Origin of the sequence: Nonomuraea sp. NPDC049158, from assembly GCF_040648335.1 — a bacterium.
Taxonomy (GTDB): domain Bacteria; phylum Actinomycetota; class Actinomycetes; order Streptosporangiales; family Streptosporangiaceae; genus Nonomuraea.
This window is the reverse complement of sequence record NZ_JBEZDM010000006.1, coordinates 19,693-38,530: the sequence shown is the minus strand read 5'-3', so window position 1 is coordinate 38,530 and position 18,838 is coordinate 19,693. Positions and strand designations below refer to the sequence as shown.

The window sequence follows — 18,838 nt, the reverse complement described above, 5'->3', positions numbered from 1 at the left end:
CTACTCCGCGGCCACGGTCTTGGCGAGCTGCGCCTTGGCCCAGGGAGTGGTGATGAACTGGCCGTTCTTCACGGTGTTGACCGAGATGTACTCGGGGGAGAGCCCGGAATGGTCGGTGGGGGAGTAACGGAAGCGGCCGTTCGGGGTGATCAGGTCCATGCTCTCCAGCGCCTGCTGGATCTTGGCCTTGTCGGTGCCGCCCGCCTTCTTGATCGCCTCGAACAGCAGCAGGCTGGCGCTGTAACCGTCCTGCGCGAACTGCGGCGGCGGATAGCCGTACTTCTGCTGGTACGGCTTGGCCATCTGCTCGATGACCTGCTTCTGCTTGCCGTCGGGTAACTGCTCGCCCACCACGCCGATGGCGCTCTGCACGGTCATCCCCTCGGCCGCCGCGCCCATCGGCTCCAGCCAGAGCTTGCTGGCCTGGGAGGCGGTCAGGAACAGCGGCACCTTCAGGCCCGCGGCGGCGTACTGCTTGGCGGCGGTGACGCCGGGCGCGCCGGAGCCCCAGAAGACCAGCGCCTCGGCGGCGGAGCCGCGTACATGGGTGAAGAGCGGGCTGAAGTCGGAGGTCGTGGTCTCGTACGGCTCGTCCACGGCGATCTTGACGCCGTACTTCGGGGCGAGCGCGACCATGGCCTTGTGCCCGGACACCGAGTAGGCGCTCTTGGAGTCGTAGGCGACCGCGACCGTCTTGAGGCCGGTGGCCTGGAGGTACTGCAGGTAGCGCTCGGCGTACATGCTGGACAGCGCGGGGGTGACGAAGACGTAGGACTTGATCGGCTCGACCTGCTCCTGGGCGGGCGCCAGCGACAGGTAGGGCATCTTGTCGCGCTGCGCCAGAGGCTCGATCGCCAGCGCCGAGTTGGAGAAGACCGGGCCGATCAGCGCGTCGATCTCGCCCTTGATCTGGTTGTAGGCCACGATGCCCTGGTCCGGCGCGGTCTTGTCGTCGCGGGCGACGAGCTCCACCTTGCGGCCCAGCAGGCCACCGCCGTTGTTGATCTGCTCGACGGCGAGCTCGACGGCCTTCTTGTCCTCGCTGCCGAGCGGGGTGTAGTTGCCGGTCAGCGAGACGATGAGGCCCACTTTGATCGGGCCTTGAGTACCGGAGCCGCCACCGCCACCGCCGCTGCCGCACGCGGCCGTGGCGAGAACGAGACAGGCCAGGGACGGGAGAAACCTGTGCATCAGGACCTCCAGGACCGCGAATGTGGCCCTGAATGTAGGCAGGCCCTTTACGGCTGTCAATAGAGTGCCCAACATTGTGATCAGGAGGACGTTGGGCAGAATAGTGACAGCCGTTGCACAGTGGCCTAACTTTGGGCGTACTACGTACGCCTAGAGAAGGTGATCCACATGCGCACCTCACCCCCTTTCCGCGCAGATCACGTCGGCAGTCTGCTCCGGCCACCCGCCCTGCTCAGCGCCCGTGAGAGTCTCACCGGCGAGGCGCTGCGCGAGGTGGAGGACGAGGCGATCCGTGAGGTCGTGCGCAGGCAGGAGGAGCTGGGCCTGCGGGCGGCGACCGACGGGGAGTTCCGCCGGGCCTCCTGGCACATGGACTTCATCTACCAGCTCGGCGGCATCGGCCAGGCCACCGGCGAGCACATCACGGTCCGCTTCCACAACGAGCAGGGCGACCTCGAGTACACCCCCGCCGCGATGCGGGTGCACGACAAGATCCGGCTGACCGAGCCGATCTTCGCCGACCACTTCACGTTCCTGCGCGACACCGTGACCACGGCGGTGCCCAAGCTGACCATCCCCTCGCCCAGCATGGTCCACTACCGGGGCGGTCCCGCCTCCATCGACCCGGACGTCTATCCCGACGTCGAGGAGTTCTGGAGCGACCTCAGCGCCGCCTACGCCGAGCAGGTGCGCAAGATCGGCGAGCTGGGCTGCACCTACCTGCAGTTCGACGACACCAGCCTGGCCTACCTCAACGACCCGGCGCAGCGGGCCGAGCTCGCCGAACGCGGCGACGACGCCGAGCACATGCACCTGCGCTACATCAAGCAGATCAACGTCGCGCTCGCGGCCAAGCCCGAGGGCATGGCGATCACCACGCACATGTGCCGGGGCAACTTCCGCTCCTCCTGGGCGGCCTCCGGGGCCTACGACTTCGTGGCCGAGGCGCTGTTCGGCGAGCTGGCGGTGGACGGGTTCTTCCTGGAGTTCGACGACGAGCGCTCGGGCGGCTTCGAACCCCTGCGCTACGTACCGCCGGGCAAGATGGTGGTGCTCGGCCTGGTCACCACCAAGCGCGGCGAGCTGGAGTCCAAGGACGCGCTCAAGCGGCGCATCGACGAGGCCGCCAAGTTCATCGACCTGGACCAGCTCTGCCTGTCCCCGCAGTGCGGCTTCTCCTCCACCGTCGAGGGCAACGTGCTCGACGCCGACCAGCAGTTCGCCAAGTTGGCCCTGATCGCCGAGACCGCGCGGGAGGTATGGGGCTAGGAGACCCCCGTCAGGCGCGGACGGCTGTCAGGCGCGGACGGCGCAGAGGAGGCGGTTGTTGCCGCGTTGCCAGAGCGTGCCGACCTCGGCGAAGCCCGCCTCCCGCAGGGCCTCGACGTGCTGGGACAGCAGGCCGGACTCGGTGCCGCTGTGGTTCGCGCCCGCGGTGGTGCGAGCGGTACGGGCGTCGTTGAGCTCGGCGAAGGCGGGCTCGGCGGCGATCGAGTCCCACCACTGCCGCCAGTCCTCGGGCCGGCCGTCGGCGAACACCCGGTCGGTGTGGCGGTCGTGCACGGCGCGTTCGAGCCGGGCGATGGCCGGCGTGGCGTCGTCGTCGGAGTCGAAGTGGTCGCCGTTGAGGAGCAGCCCGCCCGGCCGCAGCACGGAGACCAGATCGGCGTACAACTTCCGGAGCTCAGGCACGGCGAGCCAGTGCAGCGCGGTGGTGCTCACCGCGACGTCGGCCGGGCGGTCCAGGGACAGCGCGTCTGTCCAGCCAGGTGTACGCAGGTCGAGGTCGACGAAGCCAAGGCGCGGGTACGCGGCCCGGCCGAGGCCGAGCAGCAGCGGGTCGGCGTCGACCGGGATCACCGTGGCCTTGGGCAGCCGCTCCAGGAGGCGGGCGGACAGCGAGCCCGGCCCGCAGCCCAGGTCGATGACCAGCGGGTCAGGGCGGCCCAGCGCCTCGACGGCGTCGATCAACGCGGTGAAGCGCTCCTCGCGGTCGGGCAGGTAGCCCTCCTGCTGCCGGTCCCAGCGCGCGATCCAGTCGAGTGCGATCTCGTGAGTGAGCACGTCGTCTCCTTGTGACCCTCGTTTAAGCTTTAGACAGTCACAAGCTAAAGCATTGGATGTAACTGGTCAAGTGGATTTCAACAGTCACACGGACGCGGTCGTCCGAGTCGCCGTGGCGGTGGTCAATGTGCTGACCCCTGGTGAGAGCCGGGGGCGGCCCTGGCCGGCGCCGGACGATCTCGGGGCCGCCGCCACGGACGTGCTCCGTACCGTCTACTCCACGCATCCCGAGGTCACCGAGGAGGAGGGCGGCGCGTACGCCGAGATCGCGGCGCGCCTGCGCGTGGTCTTCGAGGCCGTCGCGGCGGACGACATCGACACGGCGGCGACGCAGGTCAACAGCCTGCTGGAGGAGTCGCACGCCCGGCCGACGCTCCAACGGCACGACGGCGAGCCGTGGCATCTCCACTTCCACGGGACGGGCGGCACCCTGGCCGGTGACTGGGCGGCGAGTTGCGCCACCGGGCTCGCGATCGTGCTCGGCGGCGAGTTCTTCGACCGGCTCGGCGTGTGCACGGCGCCGCACTGCGACCGGGTCTACGTGGACGTGTCGCGCAACGGCACGCGCCGCTTCTGCTCGACCGCCTGCCAGAACCGGGTCAAGACCGCGGCCTTCCGGGCACGGGGAAAGGCCACGTGAGCAGCTGGACCGCGTTTATGTGAGCAGCCGGATCGGAGTGCCCCGAGGACCGGGGTTACGTCAGTAGCCGGACCGGAGCGCCCGCCAGGAATGCCTCGATGTCGGCCACGGCCTCCTGGAAGTACGTGCGGTAGTTGCCCTGGGTGACATAGCCGAGGTGCGGCGTGGCCAGGACGTTCGGCAGCGTGCGCAGCGGGTGGTCGGCCGGAAGCGGTTCCTCGTCGAAGACGTCCAGCCCGGCGCCGGCGATGCGGCCCTCCGTCAGCGCCTCGATCAGGGCGGCCTGGTCCACGATGGCCGCCCGCGAGGTGTTGACGAGGTACGCCGTGCGACGCATCAGCGCCAGCTCCGGAACGCCGATCAGCCCGCGGGTCCGGTCGCCGAGGACGAGGTGGATCGACACGATGTCCGACTCGGCCAGGAGCGCCTCCTTCGTGGCCGCGTACCGTACGCCCAGCTCGGCCGCCCGGTCGGCGGTGAGGTTGCGGCTCCAGGCGACCACGTCCATGCCGAAGGCGCGGCCGATGGCGGCCATCTGGGAGCCGATCTTGCCGAGGCCGAGCAGGCCGAGGGTGCTGCCGCGCAGGTCCAGGCCGATCGTGTGCTGCCAGGGGCCGCCCGCCCGCAGCGCGGTGGCCTCGGGGATCAGGTGGCGGGCCAGGCCCAGGATGAGGGCCCAGGTGAGCTCGGTGGGCGGCGCCGAGCTGCCGGCGGTGCCGCAGACCGTGACGCCGTGGGCGCGGGCGGCGTCGAGGTCGATGGAGGCGTTGCGCATGCCGGTCGTGATGAGCAGGCGCAGGTTCGGCAGCCGGGCGAAGAGCTCGGCGGGGAACGGCGTGCGCTCCCGCATGATCACCAGGATCTCGTGGTCGTGGACGGCCCGCACCAGGTCGTCCTGCGTGGCGAAGTGCTCGCGAAAGCTCGTCGCCCGTACCGGGGACCAGTCGGCGAGGCCGAGTGCGATATCCTGATAGTCATCCAATACGGCACAGCGCAGCATAAATGCGGATATTACCGGCGCTGTCTCCGGCAGGCACAGGTGCTTACCGTCAAGCCGCTTCACCCATACTTCGCGGCCTCGAAATATCGCCACGCAAGAGCGGCAGAGTGTCCTGAAGTGTGATGGGAGAGGACCACATCCCATGAGCAGACCCTTGGCAGTCGCCACCCTCACCACGGCAGCCCTCATCACCGGCCTCGCAGCCCTCCCGGGTCCCGCCGGCGCGAGCCAGGGCGCCACCGCGAGCCCCGCCGGCGCCGCCGACCGCGGGCAACGCGTCGTCATGACCGGCCGGCAGGAGGTGCCGGGTCCAGGTGATCCGGACGGGCATGGCGCCTTCACCTACCAGGTGAAGGGCGAGACGCTCTGCTACACCATCGCCGCCGACCGCATCCTGCCCGCCACGGCCGCCCACATCCACAAGGGCAAGAGGGGCGCGGCAGGCCCGATCACCGTCACCCTGAAGGCCCCGACCAAGGGCCCCGCGAGAGGCTGCATCAAGGCGGCCAAGGGCCAGAGCGGCTCGAACGCCGCGCTCGTCCTGACCCAGAACGAGCTGCACGGCATCGTCAAGTCGCCGGATCGGTACTACGTCAACGTGCACAACGCGAAATATCCCGACGGCGCCATCCGTGGCCAGCTCCCCGGCGGGGGCGGCGGTTCCGCGACTCGCTGAAGCCGGTTCCCGGTGGGGTGGGGACCTGCTGAGGCCCGCTCCCCGGATCAGATCGAGCGGGTCGATGAGATACTGACCCCTGCTCCAGCTCCCCGGTGCGATCGGGGAGCTGGAGCCCGTTCATCGGGTGGACAGGCTTTCAGCCTCCTCATGCAACGCCGCGATGAGGATCAGCTCCAGGTGGAGCTCGGCCAGATCGGGCGCCGCGAGGCCATCGAGGACTTGCATGGTGGGCCTCCCTGGCATCAAGGACGCCCCACAAGTCACAGGGGTTTACCGATCATTCCCTGAACCGTTCCCAGGCGGACTGCCGCGTCATGCCGAGCGAGGCGCCGATGCGCTCCCAGCTGACGTTCCTGGTGCGGAGGTGTCGTACCCACTCGTGCAGATTGTCGTCGACCTGGACCTGCACGGCGACGATCTTGTGGAGATGATCGAGGATCTGGTCCTCGCTCATGGTCTCCCACATGGGCAGGCGGGGCTCGGGGGAGGAGTCGAGCCCCACTTCCTTGAGGATGTCGGCGCACAGACCCACACATTCGTTGCAGATGTGTACACCGGGTCCGGCGATGAGCTTGGCCACGTCAGCGCTGCTCTTGTGACAGAACGAGCAGCGCAGGTTGTCCATCCAGTCAGGCATGGCCTGACAGTAACGCGTCAGGTAACGCCTGACAAGCCCGCGAGCGCCTGCATGATCTCCTGCCGCTCCTCGTTGATCCGGCGGCAGATCGTCACGTACGCGTTCAGCACCTTGCAGTACGCCTGTCGCGCCTCGTCGAGCTGGGCGCCGCGGATGACGATCCGCTCATGGTCGCCCTGTGCCTCGGCCTCGGCGAGCAGCGCTCGCGCCTCGTCCACGATCTCTTCCGCCCGGATCCGCGTGCGGCGGAGCAGAGCGGAGCATTCATGCAGCTCTCCCAGTCGCGCTGAGGAGACGATGAACTCCGCATCGTGTACGGCCGAGCCGGTCGCCCTGGGCCCGCGAAGATCGGATCCCACTCTCGCCACCTCCCCGGTCAAGGTTGCCTCACTGTAGACGCGCCATCCCGTCCCGTGGATCACCTGTCGGCGCGTGGGGGTACGGCATCCTCCCCCAGGGGGAGGTTCTCTCCTCCCGGGTGGGAAAACAGCTTCCCTGAACCCCGTTCGGTCCTGTCGGATTGTGCTGATTGGCGGTTTCACCTGCGCTTATGCGATGAGTGCCGCGAATCTTCTGTCTGGGGAAAAGGTGTGGAGGAAGAGGCGAGATCGGCCACGCGACGCCCGGTCGTCATCACATACTGAAACGACGTGACTGCGGTATGTGACGGCGGCTGAGGGGCGCGTTGTGGCTATGGCGACATCGAACGGCGACGAGGACGCGGTGGACGTCAGCGTCATCATCCCGGCCCACAACTGCCGTGAATACCTGGACCGGTGCCTCACCGCCGCGCTGGTTCAGCGGATCAGGAAAGAGATCATCGTCGTCGACGACGGATCGACCGACGGCAGCGACGAACTGCTCGACCTCTACGCCACCTACCACAAGGGCAACGTCAAGGTCGTCAGCATCGCCGCCTCGGGCGGCGCCGGACGGCCGCGCAACATCGGCATCGAGCACGCCACCGGCCGCTATGTCTTCTTCTGCGACGCCGACGACTACCTGGGCCCCGAGGCGCTCGAACGCATGGTCGCCATGGCCGACCGCAACGGCTCCGACATCGTGCTGGGCAAGGTCGTCGGGCACGGCAGGCGCGCTCCGATGTCGATGTTCCACCGCGGCGCCGAGCGGGCCGACCTCGGTGACAGCACCGTCTACAACAGCCTGAGCTGCTTCAAGCTGTTCCGCAGGGAGATGCTGGTCAGTCACGGCATCAAGTTCGGCGAGGGCATGCTGGTCGGTGAGGACATCCACTTCACCGTGCACGCCTACTGCCACGCCAAGGTGATCTCCGTGGTGGCCGACTACGACTGCTACCACCTGGTCGCCAGGGCCGACGGCAGCAGCATCATGCAGCAGCCGGGCAGCCGGGACCCCCGCGGCTGGCTCGGCATGATCCGCGGGCCGATCCAGCTCATGACCGAGCACGTCCCGCCCGGGCCGCTGCGCGACCACCTGCTCCGCCGGCACTTCAGGCTCGACGTCTTCGAGCAGCTCGGCGTGCCGTTCCTGAAGTCGGACGAGGTGCAGCGCAAGGAGATCGCGCAGGAGGTGGCCGCCCTCTGCGACCGATGGCTGACGCCCGGCGTCTACGCCCGGCTCAGCCGGACCGACCAGCAGCGGATCGCCGCGCTCGGCGACATCCACCGCCTGGTGCGGCTGGCCCAGATCGAGGGTGCCGCCGTGAACCGCCGGCTGACCGGCCTGCGCTGGGAGGCGAACCGGCTGGTCGTGACCGGGGTGGCAGGGCTCGACGGCATGCCGGAGCACGACGGGGTCGCGCTCGTGCTGCGCGCCCGCAACGTGCGCGGGCAGGAGCTGATCGTGCCCGCCGAGCGCGAGGGCGCCGCGTTCGTCGCCAGCGTCGATGTGGCCGCGCTCGACTCCGGCATCTGGGACCTGCGGGTGGCCGTCGAGATGGAGGGCGTGGTCCGATACGGCCGGCTCGGCGCCGACCGCGACGGCTGCGTCACCCGGCCGGCGCCCCGGCTCATCGGCGCCGTGGTGGCGCTGCCGTACTTCACCAAGGACAACGGCAACCTCAGCATCGACGTCGGCGGGCACCTGATGACGGTGCCGGGCCGGGCCAGGATCCACCGGACGCGCTGGACGCTCGGGCGGCGGCTGCTCATTGACGGCGAGGTCACGGTCGTGGGCGTGATCCCGGCGGCATCGGCGATCACCCGGCTGGTCTGGCGCGAGCGGCGTACGGGCAACGAGCGGGCCGAGCGGGTGGTCGCGCTGCCGGGCGGCGGGTTCGCGGCCCGGCCCGCGATGGGCAAGTTCGCGCCGGGCATCTGGGACGCCTATCTGGAGGTCGAGCTGGGTGGGCCGCCCGCGAGGTTCCGGATCGAGACCGACGCCCAGACCGTCGCCGCGCCGCGCCGGCTGTGGGGCAGGTTGCGCGGTGGTGCCATGCTGCGCAGCGTGCGCCCGTACGCGACGTCGGGCAAGGGGCGGCTGAGCACGGTGGTGCTCAAGATGACCACCCGTACGGCCTTCCGCAGAATTCTCCGCTAATTGCCATCTATGTGCAGGTGCAAGACGATGTCCTAAAGTAGGCATGTTGCGACACCGCTTGACGAAGGGCTTTGCCGTGCACGTACCCGATGGCTTCTTCGACGCGGCCGTATCCGTGTCCGCCGGAGCGGTCGCCGCCGCCGGGCTGGCGGTCTGTCTGCGCGGCGCGCGCCGCGAGCTCGACGACCGGACCGCGCCGATGGCCGGGCTGGTGGCCGCGTTCATCTTCGCCGTCCAGATGCTCAACTTCCCCGTCGCCGCGGGCACCAGCGGGCATCTGCTCGGCGGGGCGCTGGCCGCGATCCTCGTCGGGCCCTATACGGGCGTGCTCTGTATGGCCGTGGTGCTGCTGGTGCAGTGCGTGTTCTTCGCCGACGGCGGCCTCACGGCGCTGGGGATCAACATCACCATCATGGGCATCGTCACCGTGCTGGTCGGCTGGGGCGTCTTCCGGCTGGTCGCGCGGCTCGCCAAGGGCAAGGGCGGGGTGACGGTGGCCGCCTTCCTCGCCGCGCTGGTCTCCGTGCCGTCGGCGGCTCTGGTGTTCTCGGCGCTGTTCTGGGTCGGTGGCACCGCGCCGATCGAGGTCTCCGCGGTGGCCGCCGCGATGGGCGGGGTGCACGTGCTGATCGGCATCGGCGAAGGCGTGATCACGGCCCTGACCGTCGGCGCGGTGCTGGCCGTCCGGCCGGACCTCGTGTACGGCGCACGCGGGCTGACCACGCCCCTCGTGCTGAGGGGCGCTGAGGAGGCGACGGCCGGGGCGACTGTGGGGGCGACCGCGGGGACGACGGTCACGGTGGGTGCTGATGAGGAGCCGGTGGCCACCCGCAGCCCGTTGCGGGCATTCCTGCTCGGTGGCCTCGGCCTGACGCTGGTGCTGGCCGGGATCGTGTCCTTCTTCGCCTCCGCCAATCCCGACGGTCTGGAGGCGGTCGCCGAGAACCATGGATTCCTCGACCAGGCCACCCACCACGTGTTCGGCTCGTGGGCGCTGGCCGACTACGGTGATGTGGGCGGCATCCCGGTGGGTGTCGCCGGGATCATCGGGGTCGGGCTCGTGCTGCTCATCGCCGGGGGCGTCGCCTATGCCGCCCGTGGCCGCGAGAAGGCCCGGGTCTGAGGCTAGTGAACGAGAGACGGTGAGTGTCGGGTGGGCGCGGGGCACCATCATCAGCTCTACCTGGCAGGGGACTCGGTCGTGCACCGGCTCCCGCCGCAGTGCAAGCTGCTGGCCGTCGCCGCCTTCGCGATCGTGGTGGTGGCGACGCCGAGGGAGCGGTTCTGGGCCTTCGGGCTCTACGCGGTCCTGCTCGCGGGCGTCGCGCTGGCCGCCAGGGTGCCGCTGACGTACGTGCTGCGGCGGATGGTGGTCGAGCTGCCCTTCGTGCTGTTCGCCTTCCTCATCCCGGTGATCGGGCTGGGGGAGCGGACGAGCGTGCTGGGCGTCTCGCTGAGCGTGGCCGGGCTCTGGGCCGGGTGGAACATCCTGGCCAAGGCGACGCTGGGAGTGGTCGCCTCGATCCTGCTGGCGGCCACCACCGAGCCGCGGGTCATCCTCATCGGCGCCCAGCGGCTCCGGCTGCCCAGCCTGCTGGTGCAGATCGCCATGTTCATGCTCCGCTACATGGACGTGATCATGGATGAGATGCGGCGGATGCGGGTCGCGCGGGAGTCTCGTGGGTTCGAAGCACGAAATTTCCGGCACATCCCGGTGATCGCGCGGTCGGCGGGCGCCCTGTTCATCCGCTCGTACGAACGGGGTGAGCGGGTGCACCTCGCGATGCTCAGCCGCGGCTATTCCGGGCGGATGCCGATGATGGACGAAATTTCGGGATCTGTTGGGCAATGGGCCACGGCCCTCGCGCTGCCAGGCATGGCTCTGGCCGTACTAGGACTGTCAGCCGTACAAGGACTGTCACTGTGAACTCTCCGGCCGTCAACTCCCTCGAAGTGAACCGGCTCGCCTACGCCTACCCCGACGGGACGCAGGCCCTGTTCGGCGTGGACTTCACGATCCGGCGCGGCGAGCGCGTCGCGCTGCTCGGCCCCAACGGCGCCGGCAAGACCACCCTCGTCATGCACCTGAACGGCATCCTCACGGCCGGGCACGGCTCGGTGAGCGTGGCCGGCACGCCGGTGCGCAAGGACACGCTCAAGGAGATCAGGCAGCGCGTCGGCCTGGTCTTCCAGGACCCGGACGACCAGCTCTTCATGCCCACGGTCAGGGACGACGTGGCCTTCGGCCCGGCCAACTCGGGCGTGTCGGGCGCGGAGCTGGAGCGCGCGGTCAAGGGCGCGCTGGAGCGGGTCGGCATGCTGGAGGTCATCGACCGGCCGCCGCACCACCTGTCGTTCGGCCAGCGCCGGCGGGTGGCGGTGGCGACCGTGCTGGCGATGGAGCCGGAGATCCTGGTGCTCGACGAGCCGTCGTCCAACCTCGACCCGGCCGCCCGCAGGGAACTGGCCGAGGTCCTGCGCTCGCTCGACGTGACCGTGCTCATGGTCACCCACGACCTGCCGTATGCGCTGGAGCTGTGTGAACGCTCGCTGATCCTCTCCGACGGCGTGATCGTCGCGGACGGGCCCACCCGCGAGCTGCTCGCCGACGCCGAACTGCTCGCTCGCCACCGCCTGGAGCTCCCGTACGGCTTCGCCATCCCCGCGCCGGCGGAGCATGGCTGATCCAGGAAGGTCATTTTCCTGTTTCGAGCCTCACATACGGATGATCCGAGTTTGTGCATGCCCGGTACCCGGGGATGTCGAAGTACAGTGGCTCATCGAGGAGGGGCCAAATGAAGCTGCGGCTTGCGCGACATGCCCTTGGCGATGCCGTGGTGGTGGCCGTTGAGGGTGAGCTGGACCTGTTCACGGCGCCGTTCCTCCGCGACGAGGTGCGCGACGCCATCAAACAGGATGGCGCCTGGCTGGTGCTCGACCTCCAGCAGTTGTCGTTCATGGACTCCAGCGGGCTGTCGGTGCTCATCGAGGCATGGCGGCTGGCCACGGGAGAGGGCGGCGGCGTGTCGCTGGCCGGGCCGCAGGCACCGGTGGCCCGTATCCTGCGTACGACCGGGCTTGACCGGCGGATCAAGGTATATTCCGATGTCGACACGGCCGTAGGTGAGATTTAACCCACACCGAGTAGAACTACATTCGGTTGGCGGGTTAAGGTCCGGCTTATGGACGTGAACGGATCTGCAGCAATCATCTCCGGCGGGGCCAGCGGCCTCGGCGAGGCGACGGCCCGCGAACTCGCGGCCCACGGCGCCACGGTGGTCATCGCCGACCTCAACGAGGAACGCGGCAAGAGCGTCGCCGACGAGCTCGGTGGGGTCTTCGCCCGGACCGACGTGGCGGACGACGAGCAGGTACAAGCGGCGGTCGACGCGGCCGTCGCCACCGGCAAGCCGCTGCGCGTCGTGGTGAACAGCGCGGGAATCGGCTGGGCCGAGCGCACCGTCAACCGTGACGGCGCCCCGCACAACCTCGCCTCCTACCGCAAGGTCATCGAGGTCAACCTGATCGGCACGTTCAACCTCATGCGCATCGGCGCGGCGGCCATCGCCAAGACCGAGCCGGTGGACGCCGACGGGCAGCGGGGCGTGGTCATCAACACCGCCTCCGTCGCGGCGCTGGAGGGTCAGACCGGGCAGCTGGCCTACTCGGCCTCCAAGGGCGGCATCGTGGGCATGACCGTGCCCGCCGCGCGTGACCTGGCGGCCATCGGCGTACGGGTGAACACCATCTGCCCGGGGATCATCGACACCCCGATCTACGGCTTCTCGCCCAACTCCGAGGAGTTCAAGGCCAAGCTGGTGGCGCCGGTGGTGTTCCCGAAGCGCATGGGGCGGGCCGACGAGTTCGCGCACCTGATCAGGTCCCTGATCGAGAACGACTACATGAACGCCGAGGTCGTCCGCTTCGACGGCGGCATCCGCTTCCAGCCCAAGTGAGGTCACGTGTCTGACGAAGTGCTCGTCGAAGAGTCCGACGGCGTCGCCGTGATCACGATCAACCGGCCCGCCGCGCGCAACGCCATCAACGGCGCGGTGGCCCGCGGCATCGCGGCAGCCGTCGACGCGCTGGAGGCTCGCCCCGACATCTCCGCCTACGTCCTGACCGGGGCGGGTGGCTACTTCTCGGCGGGCATGGACCTCAAGGGCTTCCTGTCCGGTGACTTTCCCGTGGTCGAGGGCCGCGGCTTCGGCGGCCTGACCGAGTCGCCGCCCAAGAAGCCGATCGTGGCGGCGGTCGAGGGCTACGCGCTCGCGGGCGGCTTCGAGCTCGCGCTGTCGTGCGACGTGATCGTGGCGTCGTCGGAGTCCACCTTCGGCCTGCCGGAGCCCAGGCGGGGCCTTGTGGCGGGCGCGGGCGGCATCATGCGGCTGCCGCGCCGGATCCCGTACCACGTCGCCATGGAGATCGCCCTGACCGGCGCTCACTACCCGGCCTCGCGCCTGTACGAGCTGGGGCTGGTCAACCGGATCACCCCGGCGGGCGAGGCGCTGGACGGGGCGCTGGAGCTGGCCCGCAAGATCGCCGCCAACGCCCCGCTGGCCCTCGCGGCGACCAAGCAAGTGATCATCGAGTCGCAGGACTGGTCGCTGGAGGAGATGTTCGCCAAGCAGGGCGGCATCATCAGCCCGGTGTTCAGCTCGAAGGACGCGATGGAGGGCGCGGCGGCCTTCGCCGAGAAGCGCGCCCCCCAGTGGAAGGGCGAGTAGTCCTTTTCCCGACCCCCTCCCCTTTTTGGGAGGGGGTTTCTTAGCGCGCGCATAACTTCTTCTGCGTACGGTAAAGAAGGAAAGGTCTAGCGGGAGGGGCTCATGAGCGACTATTCGAGGTCCGCGTACGAGTCGGCCAAGCGCGGCGCGGGCACCCTCCTCGCCGGCGCCCTGAGCGCGACCTTCGTCATGGTCGTGATGCTGGCCGTGATGTGGGCCGTCGAGGTCGTCGACTACACGACGAACGGCAGCCTGGATCGCGAGTTCGGCATCGTCGGCTGGGACCCCTCGGGACTCGTGGGCATCTTCTTCGCCCCGTTCCTGCATGTGGGCTTCGGGCACCTGATGGCCAACTCGCTGCCGCTGCTGATCCTGGGCTTCCTGGCGGCGTTGCGCGGGCTCGGCCGATTCTTCGCGGCGAGCCTGCTGATCATCGTGATCGGCGGTATCGGCACCTGGTTCACCAGCCCCGACACGATCACGGTGGGCGCGAGCGGCCTGGTGTTCGGATATTTCGGGTACGTCCTGGCGCGCGGGATATTCGACCGGCGCGTCTTCGACATCGTCATCGGGATCGGCGTGGGGATCGCCTACTACTCGATCCTGTGGGGCCTGCTGCCCAACCAGCAGGGCATCTCCTGGCAGGGCCACCTGTTCGGCCTGGTGGGCGGCGTCGTCGCCGCCTGGCTGCTGCGCCGTAAGCGCGAAGTGGCGTAGGACGGCACTCACCCCTCGCAAAATCGGGGTGAAATGCCGATACGGCCTCAGACATGTAAGGGGTGTCCATAACCCCGCATGAGGAGGCCACCATGGGAACCGCCGGTGGATGACGACCGAAGACGCCGGTTCGAGGCCGTGTATGCCCAGACATACGAGCCGATTCTCGGATACGCCCTGCGCCGCTGTGACTCTCCCGAGGACGCGGCGGACGCGGTCGCCGAGACGTTCGCCATCGCCTGGCGCCGCGTCGACGCCCTGCCGCCCCACGCGGAGGCCAGGCTCTGGCTGTACGGCATCGCCAGGAACGTCCTGGCCAACCAGCGGCGCGGCCAGGCCAGGCGGTGGTCCAGGAGCGTGGAGCTCGACGCCGACATCGCCGACCTCTACGCCCACTCGCCCGAGGGCAGCGTCGAGCTGGGCGCGATCGCGCAGGCGTTCAAGGAGCTGCACGACGACGATCGCGAGCTGCTGTCGCTGGTCGCCTGGGAAGGGCTGGACCACGCCCAGCTCGCCAAGGTCCTCGACTGCTCGCGCAACGCCGTACGCATCCGGCTCCATCGCGCGCGCAAGCGCTTCTCCAAGGCGCTGGCCGGCGCGGGCATCTCCGTCAACCGTCTCCCCGTGGAGTCCAGATGAACGAGTTGAGCGAACCGGCCAGGGCCAGTGAACTCGCCAGGGTCGGCGAACTCGCCAGGGTCAAGGACGAGCAGTTGGCCGGGCAGGCGTCCGGTGCGGGGGCCCGGGCGCTGCTGGCGACCATCGTCGAGGAGAAGCCAGGCCTGGCAATCGCAACCGTAACCGCAGCCGCTGGGCGCCGGGCGCCGAGATCGCGCCGAGCCCGCCGCCTGTTCGCGGGGCTGGTCACCACCGCCGCACTCGCCACCGCCGCCGTCATGGGGCCTGTCCTGCTGGAGCGGGGCGCGGGCACCGCCACCTCGTACGCGAACGCGGCCATCGACATCGAGCTGCGGGGCGACGAGTACATCGCCAGGATCAAGGACCCGTTCGCCGACCACTCCCTGTACGCCAAGGCGTTCCAGGCGATGGGGCTCGACATCGGCATGGAGCTGATCCCCGCCTCGCCCACCCGGGTGGGCGACGTGGTGCGCTACGGATTCGCCGGCACCACCGAGGCCGACAAGCTCAGCGGCGGCCTGGAACCGGACGGATGCGCGCTGGGCCACGAAGGCTGCTTCCTCGCCGTCACGGTGAGCAAGGGCTTCAAGGGCCGAGGCACTTTCTACCTGGGCCGACCGGCCAAGCCCGGGGAGAAGTACCAGGCCCAGGCGAAGGCCGGCAAGAAGGGCGAGATGCTCGAAGGCTACGACGCCGACGGGCGGACCGTGGGCAAGGTCGCGGCCGAGGCGCGCCGACGGGGGCTGCGGGTGGTCTTTCGGATCATCGAGCCGAACCCGGACGGCAACGGCTTCGGCACGATCCGGGATCAGTCGGCCAAGGTCGGCGAGCGCTGGTACGTCTGGGCCGCCGAGCCCGTGCAGGTCGGCACGGTGAGGCTGTTGGTCACGGAGAAACACCTCCCGAAGAACCCGGTAACCGGCGAGTAGACCGCCTGCTACTCGATCCTGTGGGGCACTCTGATCGGCGGTCGGCCACATCTCGACACTAGACCCTCCGTAGTGGAATGATTACGTAAAGTTTCCACGAAGGGAGTCTCCCCTTGTCGAATCCTCTGGCCGAAGCCAACCTCAGGGCCATGTTCGCCGTCATCGACGCCAACGGCAGCGGATACATCGAGGCCGCCGACTTCGAGCACTTCGCCGATCAGGTGTGCGCCACGCTCGCGCTCGACCCGGACACGCCCGCGCACGCGAAGCTGCGGGCGGCCTACCGGGCATGGTGGGAGCAGATCCGCCGCGCCGACACCGACGAGGACGGCAGGGTGAGCTGCGAGGAGTACGTCGCCCTCGTCCAGACGGGCGTGGCGGAGGATCCCCACTACTACGACAACGGTCTGAGGCCCGTCATCGACGCGGTGTTCGACGCCGCCGACGCCGACGGGAGCGGCGCGATCTCGCGGCCGGAGTTCGCCCGCCTTTACGAGGCGGTCGGCGAGTCCGCCGAGACGGCCAACGGCTTCTTCGACCGCATCGACACCGACAGCGACGGGAGCATCTCCCGCGAGGAGTACGCGGCTGCCTTGCAGGGCATCTACGCGCCCGGATCAGCCGATGACGCGAGCGCGTGGGTGCTGGGCGGCCACAACCGGTGACCCCGGCCAGACCCTGACCCTCATGATGGCCAGCACCGTCGTGGCAACGGGCATCCGCTCCCCCGAAGGGGTACCCCTCCCGAGGAACCCTGCCACGACGGACCGTCACAGGGGCCGAGGCGGCACTAGGAGCTGTGCACCCGCTCCGCCGGGGAGGAGGACAGCAGGCGATCTATCAGCGCCAGCCCGATGGCCGACAGGACGAAGGCCAGGTGGATGATCGTCTGCCACATCATCTTGCTGTCCGGGATCACCTGGGCCTTGATGAACGTCTGCAGCAGGTGCACCGACGAGATGCCCACGATGGCCGTGGCCAGCTTGACCTTGAGGACGTTCGCGTTGACGTGGGACAGCCACTCCGGCTCGTCGGGGTGCTCGTTGAGGTTGATGCGTGAGACGAACGTCTCATAACCCCCGACGATGACCATGATGAGCAGGTTGGAGATCATCACCACGTCGATGAGGCCCAGCACGGACAGCATGACCGTGACTTCCATGTCGGTGTCACCACCGTGGAGGACGCCTTCGATCAGGTGCCAGAGCTCGACCATGAACTGCCAGACGTACACCCCCTGGGCCACGATGAGGCCCAGGTAGAGGGGGACCTGCAGCCAGCGGCTGGCGAACATCAGGTAGCCCAGGCCTTTGGGCCGCCTGCTCATACTCATCCGGTATAACCCCTGTCACATGAGGATATGTCGGCACGCCTGGGCGGAAAGGAAGATCAACCCTGGTCGCGCGCGGGCTTTTTAGGGAAGAATGTTTCCTAACTCACCGAGCCGGAGGGTTGGTCAGTTGGCGAACCTGGGATCCCTGGAGCGCGCGATCATGGACGTGCTGTGGGACGCCGGTAAGCCGATGCGGGTGCGCGAGCTGCTCGCCACGCTCAACGAGGTGCGCGAGCTCGCCTACACCACGGTGCAGACCGTCGCCGAACGGCTGGTGAAGAAGGGGCTGCTCGTCCGCACGCCGTACCGAAACGCCTTCAAGTACGCGGCCGCCTACTCCAGGGACGAGCACGTCACGCGGCTCATGCTGGAGGCGCTGGCGGCCAGCACCGACCGGCTGCCGGTGCTGGCGAGGTTCGCGCAGAGCGTCGAGGAGGAGGACGCCCTGGCCCTGCTGGACGAGCTGTCGCGCCGTACGGGTCGAAGACGCTCGACCACGTGACGGGTCAAAGACGCTCGACCACGTGATGGATTAGAGACGCTCGACCACGTAGTCGATGCAGACCGTCAGCGCCTCGACGTCGGCCGGGTCGATGGCCGGGAACATCGCGACGCGCAGCTGGTTGCGGCCGAGCTTGCGGTAGGGCTCGGTGTCGACGATGCCGTTGGCGCGCAGCGCCTTGGCCACGGCCGCCGCGTCCACGTCGTCGGAGAAGTCGATCGTGCCGACCACCTGCGAGCGGAACTCGGGAGCCGCGAACGGCGTGGTGTAAGAGGTCTTGTCGGCCCAGGTGTAGAGGCGCTGGGCGGAGTCGGCGGTGCGGGCGGTGGTCCAGGCCAGGCCGCCGTTGCCGTTCATCCAGTCGAGCTGGTCGGCCAGCAGGAACAGCGTCGCCACCGACGGGGTGTTGTAGGTCTGGTCCTTGCCGGAGTTGTCGATCGCGACCGGCAGGCTGAAGAACTCGGGCACGTAGCGGTCGGTGGCCGCGATCTCCTCGACCCTGGCCAGGGCGCGCGGCGACATGAGCGCGATCCACAGGCCGCCGTCGGAGGCGAAGCTCTTCTGCGGGGCGAAGTAGTAGACGTCGGTCTCCTCGATGGACACGGGCAGGCCGCCCGCGCCGGAGGTGGCGTCCACGAGCACCAGGGAGTCGTCGGAGCCGACTCGCTTGATCGGCATGGCGACGCCGGTCGAGGTCTCGTTGTGGGTGAGCGCGTAGACGTCGACGCCGTCCTCGGCCGCGGCAGCCGGGTAGGTGCCCACCTCGGACTTGATCACCGTCGGCTCGCCCAGCCAGGGCGCCTTCTTGGCGACGGTGGCGAACTTCGAGGAGAACTCGCCGAACGACAGGTGCTGGGACCGCTCCCGGATGAGCCCGAAGGAGGCGATGTCCCAGAACGCGGTGGTGCCGCCGTTGCCCAGCACGACCTGATAGCCCTCGGGGAGCGAGAACAGGTCGGCGAGGCCGGCGCGTACGCGGCCGACCAGGTTCTTGACCGGCTTCTGGCGGTGCGAGGTGCCCATGACGCTCGCGCCCGAGGCGGCGAGCGCGGCCAGTTGCTCGGTGCGAACCTTCGAGGGCCCGCAGCCGAAGCGGCCGTCGACGGGCTTGATGTCAGCGGGAATCACGATGTCAGCCACCTGACCAAGGGTACTTACCCGCCGAGGTTGCCTGGACCCGGGTCCGGATCCTGAGAAAGGATGAACCATTTCCCTCGATCATTCGTTGGACCGGCAACACGGGGTGAGGTCCGGCTGGAG

21 protein-coding genes and 1 pseudogene are annotated in these 18,838 nt (G+C 68.9%); 15 read left to right on the top strand and 7 right to left on the bottom strand.

Annotation, left to right across the window (positions count from 1 at the left end; genetic code table 11):
• A complete protein-coding gene (locus AB0B61_RS15200) occupies positions 1–1,191 on the bottom strand; it encodes an ABC transporter substrate-binding protein (protein ID WP_358431960.1) in 1,191 nt (396 codons plus the stop codon).
• Positions 1,192–1,359: 168 nt separating this feature from the next.
• On the opposite strand from AB0B61_RS15200, the gene AB0B61_RS15195 reads away from it, so the two are divergent.
• Complete coding sequence (locus tag AB0B61_RS15195; protein ID WP_358431959.1) at positions 1,360–2,460, top strand: 5-methyltetrahydropteroyltriglutamate--homocysteine S-methyltransferase; 1,101 nt, start codon at positions 1,360–1,362, stop codon at positions 2,458–2,460.
• Positions 2,461–2,487: 27 nt separating this feature from the next.
• Here the strand turns inward: AB0B61_RS15195 and AB0B61_RS15190 are convergent, their stop codons facing one another.
• Positions 2,488–3,255, bottom strand: coding sequence for a class I SAM-dependent methyltransferase (locus tag AB0B61_RS15190; RefSeq protein WP_358431958.1), 768 nt, complete (start codon positions 3,253–3,255; stop codon positions 2,488–2,490).
• A gap of 70 nt (positions 3,256–3,325) precedes the next feature.
• Here AB0B61_RS15190 and AB0B61_RS15185 point away from each other — a divergent pair, with 70 nt between their 5' ends.
• The gene (locus tag AB0B61_RS15185; protein WP_358431957.1) at positions 3,326–3,895 is read left to right on the top strand and encodes a CGNR zinc finger domain-containing protein; all 570 of its coding nucleotides are present in this window, start codon (positions 3,326–3,328) and stop codon (positions 3,893–3,895) included.
• Between the two features lie 55 nt (positions 3,896–3,950).
• On the opposite strand, the gene AB0B61_RS15180 is transcribed toward AB0B61_RS15185, so the two are convergent.
• The gene (locus tag AB0B61_RS15180) at positions 3,951–4,877 is read right to left on the bottom strand and encodes a D-2-hydroxyacid dehydrogenase family protein (protein ID WP_358431956.1); all 927 of its coding nucleotides are present in this window, start codon (positions 4,875–4,877) and stop codon (positions 3,951–3,953) included.
• A 160-nt stretch (positions 4,878–5,037) separates the two neighbouring features.
• Here AB0B61_RS15180 and AB0B61_RS15175 point away from each other — a divergent pair, with 160 nt between their 5' ends.
• Entirely contained in the window at positions 5,038–5,571 is a 534-nt protein-coding gene (locus AB0B61_RS15175) for a CHRD domain-containing protein (RefSeq protein ID WP_358431955.1), read from the top strand.
• A 505-nt stretch (positions 5,572–6,076) separates the two neighbouring features.
• Here AB0B61_RS15175 and AB0B61_RS15170 read toward each other — a convergent pair.
• Positions 6,077–6,211: pseudogene (locus AB0B61_RS15170) on the bottom strand (ClpX C4-type zinc finger protein); the annotation flags it as partial.
• Positions 6,212–6,228: 17 nt separating this feature from the next.
• Entirely contained in the window at positions 6,229–6,570 is a 342-nt protein-coding gene (locus tag AB0B61_RS15165; RefSeq protein ID WP_358431954.1) for a hypothetical protein, read from the bottom strand.
• 334 nt (positions 6,571–6,904) lie between these two features.
• On the opposite strand from AB0B61_RS15165, the gene AB0B61_RS15160 reads away from it, so the two are divergent.
• The 11 genes from AB0B61_RS15160 (at position 6,905) to AB0B61_RS15110 (ending at position 16,408) form a co-directional block, all read left to right on the top strand.
• The gene (locus AB0B61_RS15160) at positions 6,905–8,731 is read left to right on the top strand and encodes a glycosyltransferase family 2 protein (RefSeq protein ID WP_358431953.1); all 1,827 of its coding nucleotides are present in this window, start codon (positions 6,905–6,907) and stop codon (positions 8,729–8,731) included.
• Positions 8,732–8,807: 76 nt separating this feature from the next.
• Positions 8,808–9,854: an energy-coupling factor ABC transporter permease gene (locus AB0B61_RS15155; RefSeq protein WP_358431952.1), complete on the top strand. Its 1,047-nt coding sequence runs from the start codon at positions 8,808–8,810 to the stop codon at positions 9,852–9,854.
• A 30-nt stretch (positions 9,855–9,884) separates the two neighbouring features.
• Positions 9,885–10,658 (top strand): cobalt ECF transporter T component CbiQ, encoded by a 774-nt coding sequence (gene cbiQ, locus AB0B61_RS15150; RefSeq protein ID WP_358431951.1) that lies wholly within the window; start codon positions 9,885–9,887, stop codon positions 10,656–10,658.
• Positions 10,655–11,416 carry an ABC transporter ATP-binding protein gene (locus AB0B61_RS15145; protein WP_358431950.1) on the top strand — a complete coding sequence of 254 codons (762 nt, stop codon included), beginning with the start codon at positions 10,655–10,657 and terminating at the stop codon, positions 11,414–11,416. Before cbiQ ends, AB0B61_RS15145 begins: the two co-directional genes overlap by 4 nt.
• Positions 11,417–11,526: 110 nt before the next feature.
• Complete coding sequence (locus tag AB0B61_RS15140; RefSeq protein ID WP_225294105.1) at positions 11,527–11,865, top strand: STAS domain-containing protein; 339 nt, start codon at positions 11,527–11,529, stop codon at positions 11,863–11,865.
• 48 nt (positions 11,866–11,913) lie between these two features.
• Positions 11,914–12,687, top strand: a complete 774-nt coding sequence (locus AB0B61_RS15135) for an SDR family NAD(P)-dependent oxidoreductase (protein ID WP_358431949.1) — start codon at positions 11,914–11,916, stop codon at positions 12,685–12,687.
• Between the two features lie 6 nt (positions 12,688–12,693).
• The gene (locus AB0B61_RS15130; RefSeq protein ID WP_358431948.1) at positions 12,694–13,458 is read left to right on the top strand and encodes a crotonase/enoyl-CoA hydratase family protein; all 765 of its coding nucleotides are present in this window, start codon (positions 12,694–12,696) and stop codon (positions 13,456–13,458) included.
• 102 nt (positions 13,459–13,560) lie between these two features.
• Complete coding sequence (locus AB0B61_RS15125; protein WP_358431947.1) at positions 13,561–14,175, top strand: rhomboid family intramembrane serine protease; 615 nt, start codon at positions 13,561–13,563, stop codon at positions 14,173–14,175.
• Between the two features lie 105 nt (positions 14,176–14,280).
• Positions 14,281–14,814, top strand: a complete 534-nt coding sequence (locus AB0B61_RS15120) for an RNA polymerase sigma factor (RefSeq protein ID WP_358431946.1) — start codon at positions 14,281–14,283, stop codon at positions 14,812–14,814.
• Complete coding sequence (locus AB0B61_RS15115) at positions 14,811–15,743, top strand: hypothetical protein (protein WP_358431945.1); 933 nt, start codon at positions 14,811–14,813, stop codon at positions 15,741–15,743. The genes AB0B61_RS15120 and AB0B61_RS15115 overlap by 4 nt, the downstream gene beginning before the upstream one ends.
• Before the next feature lie 113 nt (positions 15,744–15,856).
• Positions 15,857–16,408 carry an EF-hand domain-containing protein gene (locus tag AB0B61_RS15110; RefSeq protein ID WP_358431944.1) on the top strand — a complete coding sequence of 184 codons (552 nt, stop codon included), beginning with the start codon at positions 15,857–15,859 and terminating at the stop codon, positions 16,406–16,408.
• Positions 16,409–16,533: 125 nt separating this feature from the next.
• On the opposite strand, the gene AB0B61_RS15105 is transcribed toward AB0B61_RS15110, so the two are convergent.
• Positions 16,534–17,070 (bottom strand): TIGR00645 family protein, encoded by a 537-nt coding sequence (locus AB0B61_RS15105; protein WP_358431943.1) that lies wholly within the window; start codon positions 17,068–17,070, stop codon positions 16,534–16,536.
• A gap of 133 nt (positions 17,071–17,203) precedes the next feature.
• On the opposite strand from AB0B61_RS15105, the gene AB0B61_RS15100 reads away from it, so the two are divergent.
• The gene (locus tag AB0B61_RS15100; protein ID WP_358431942.1) at positions 17,204–17,578 is read left to right on the top strand and encodes a BlaI/MecI/CopY family transcriptional regulator; all 375 of its coding nucleotides are present in this window, start codon (positions 17,204–17,206) and stop codon (positions 17,576–17,578) included.
• Between the two features lie 30 nt (positions 17,579–17,608).
• Here AB0B61_RS15100 and serC read toward each other — a convergent pair whose 3' ends face one another.
• Positions 17,609–18,718: a phosphoserine transaminase gene (serC, locus tag AB0B61_RS15095; RefSeq protein WP_225294087.1), complete on the bottom strand. Its 1,110-nt coding sequence runs from the start codon at positions 18,716–18,718 to the stop codon at positions 17,609–17,611.
• Between the last annotated feature and the right edge of the window lie 120 nt (positions 18,719–18,838).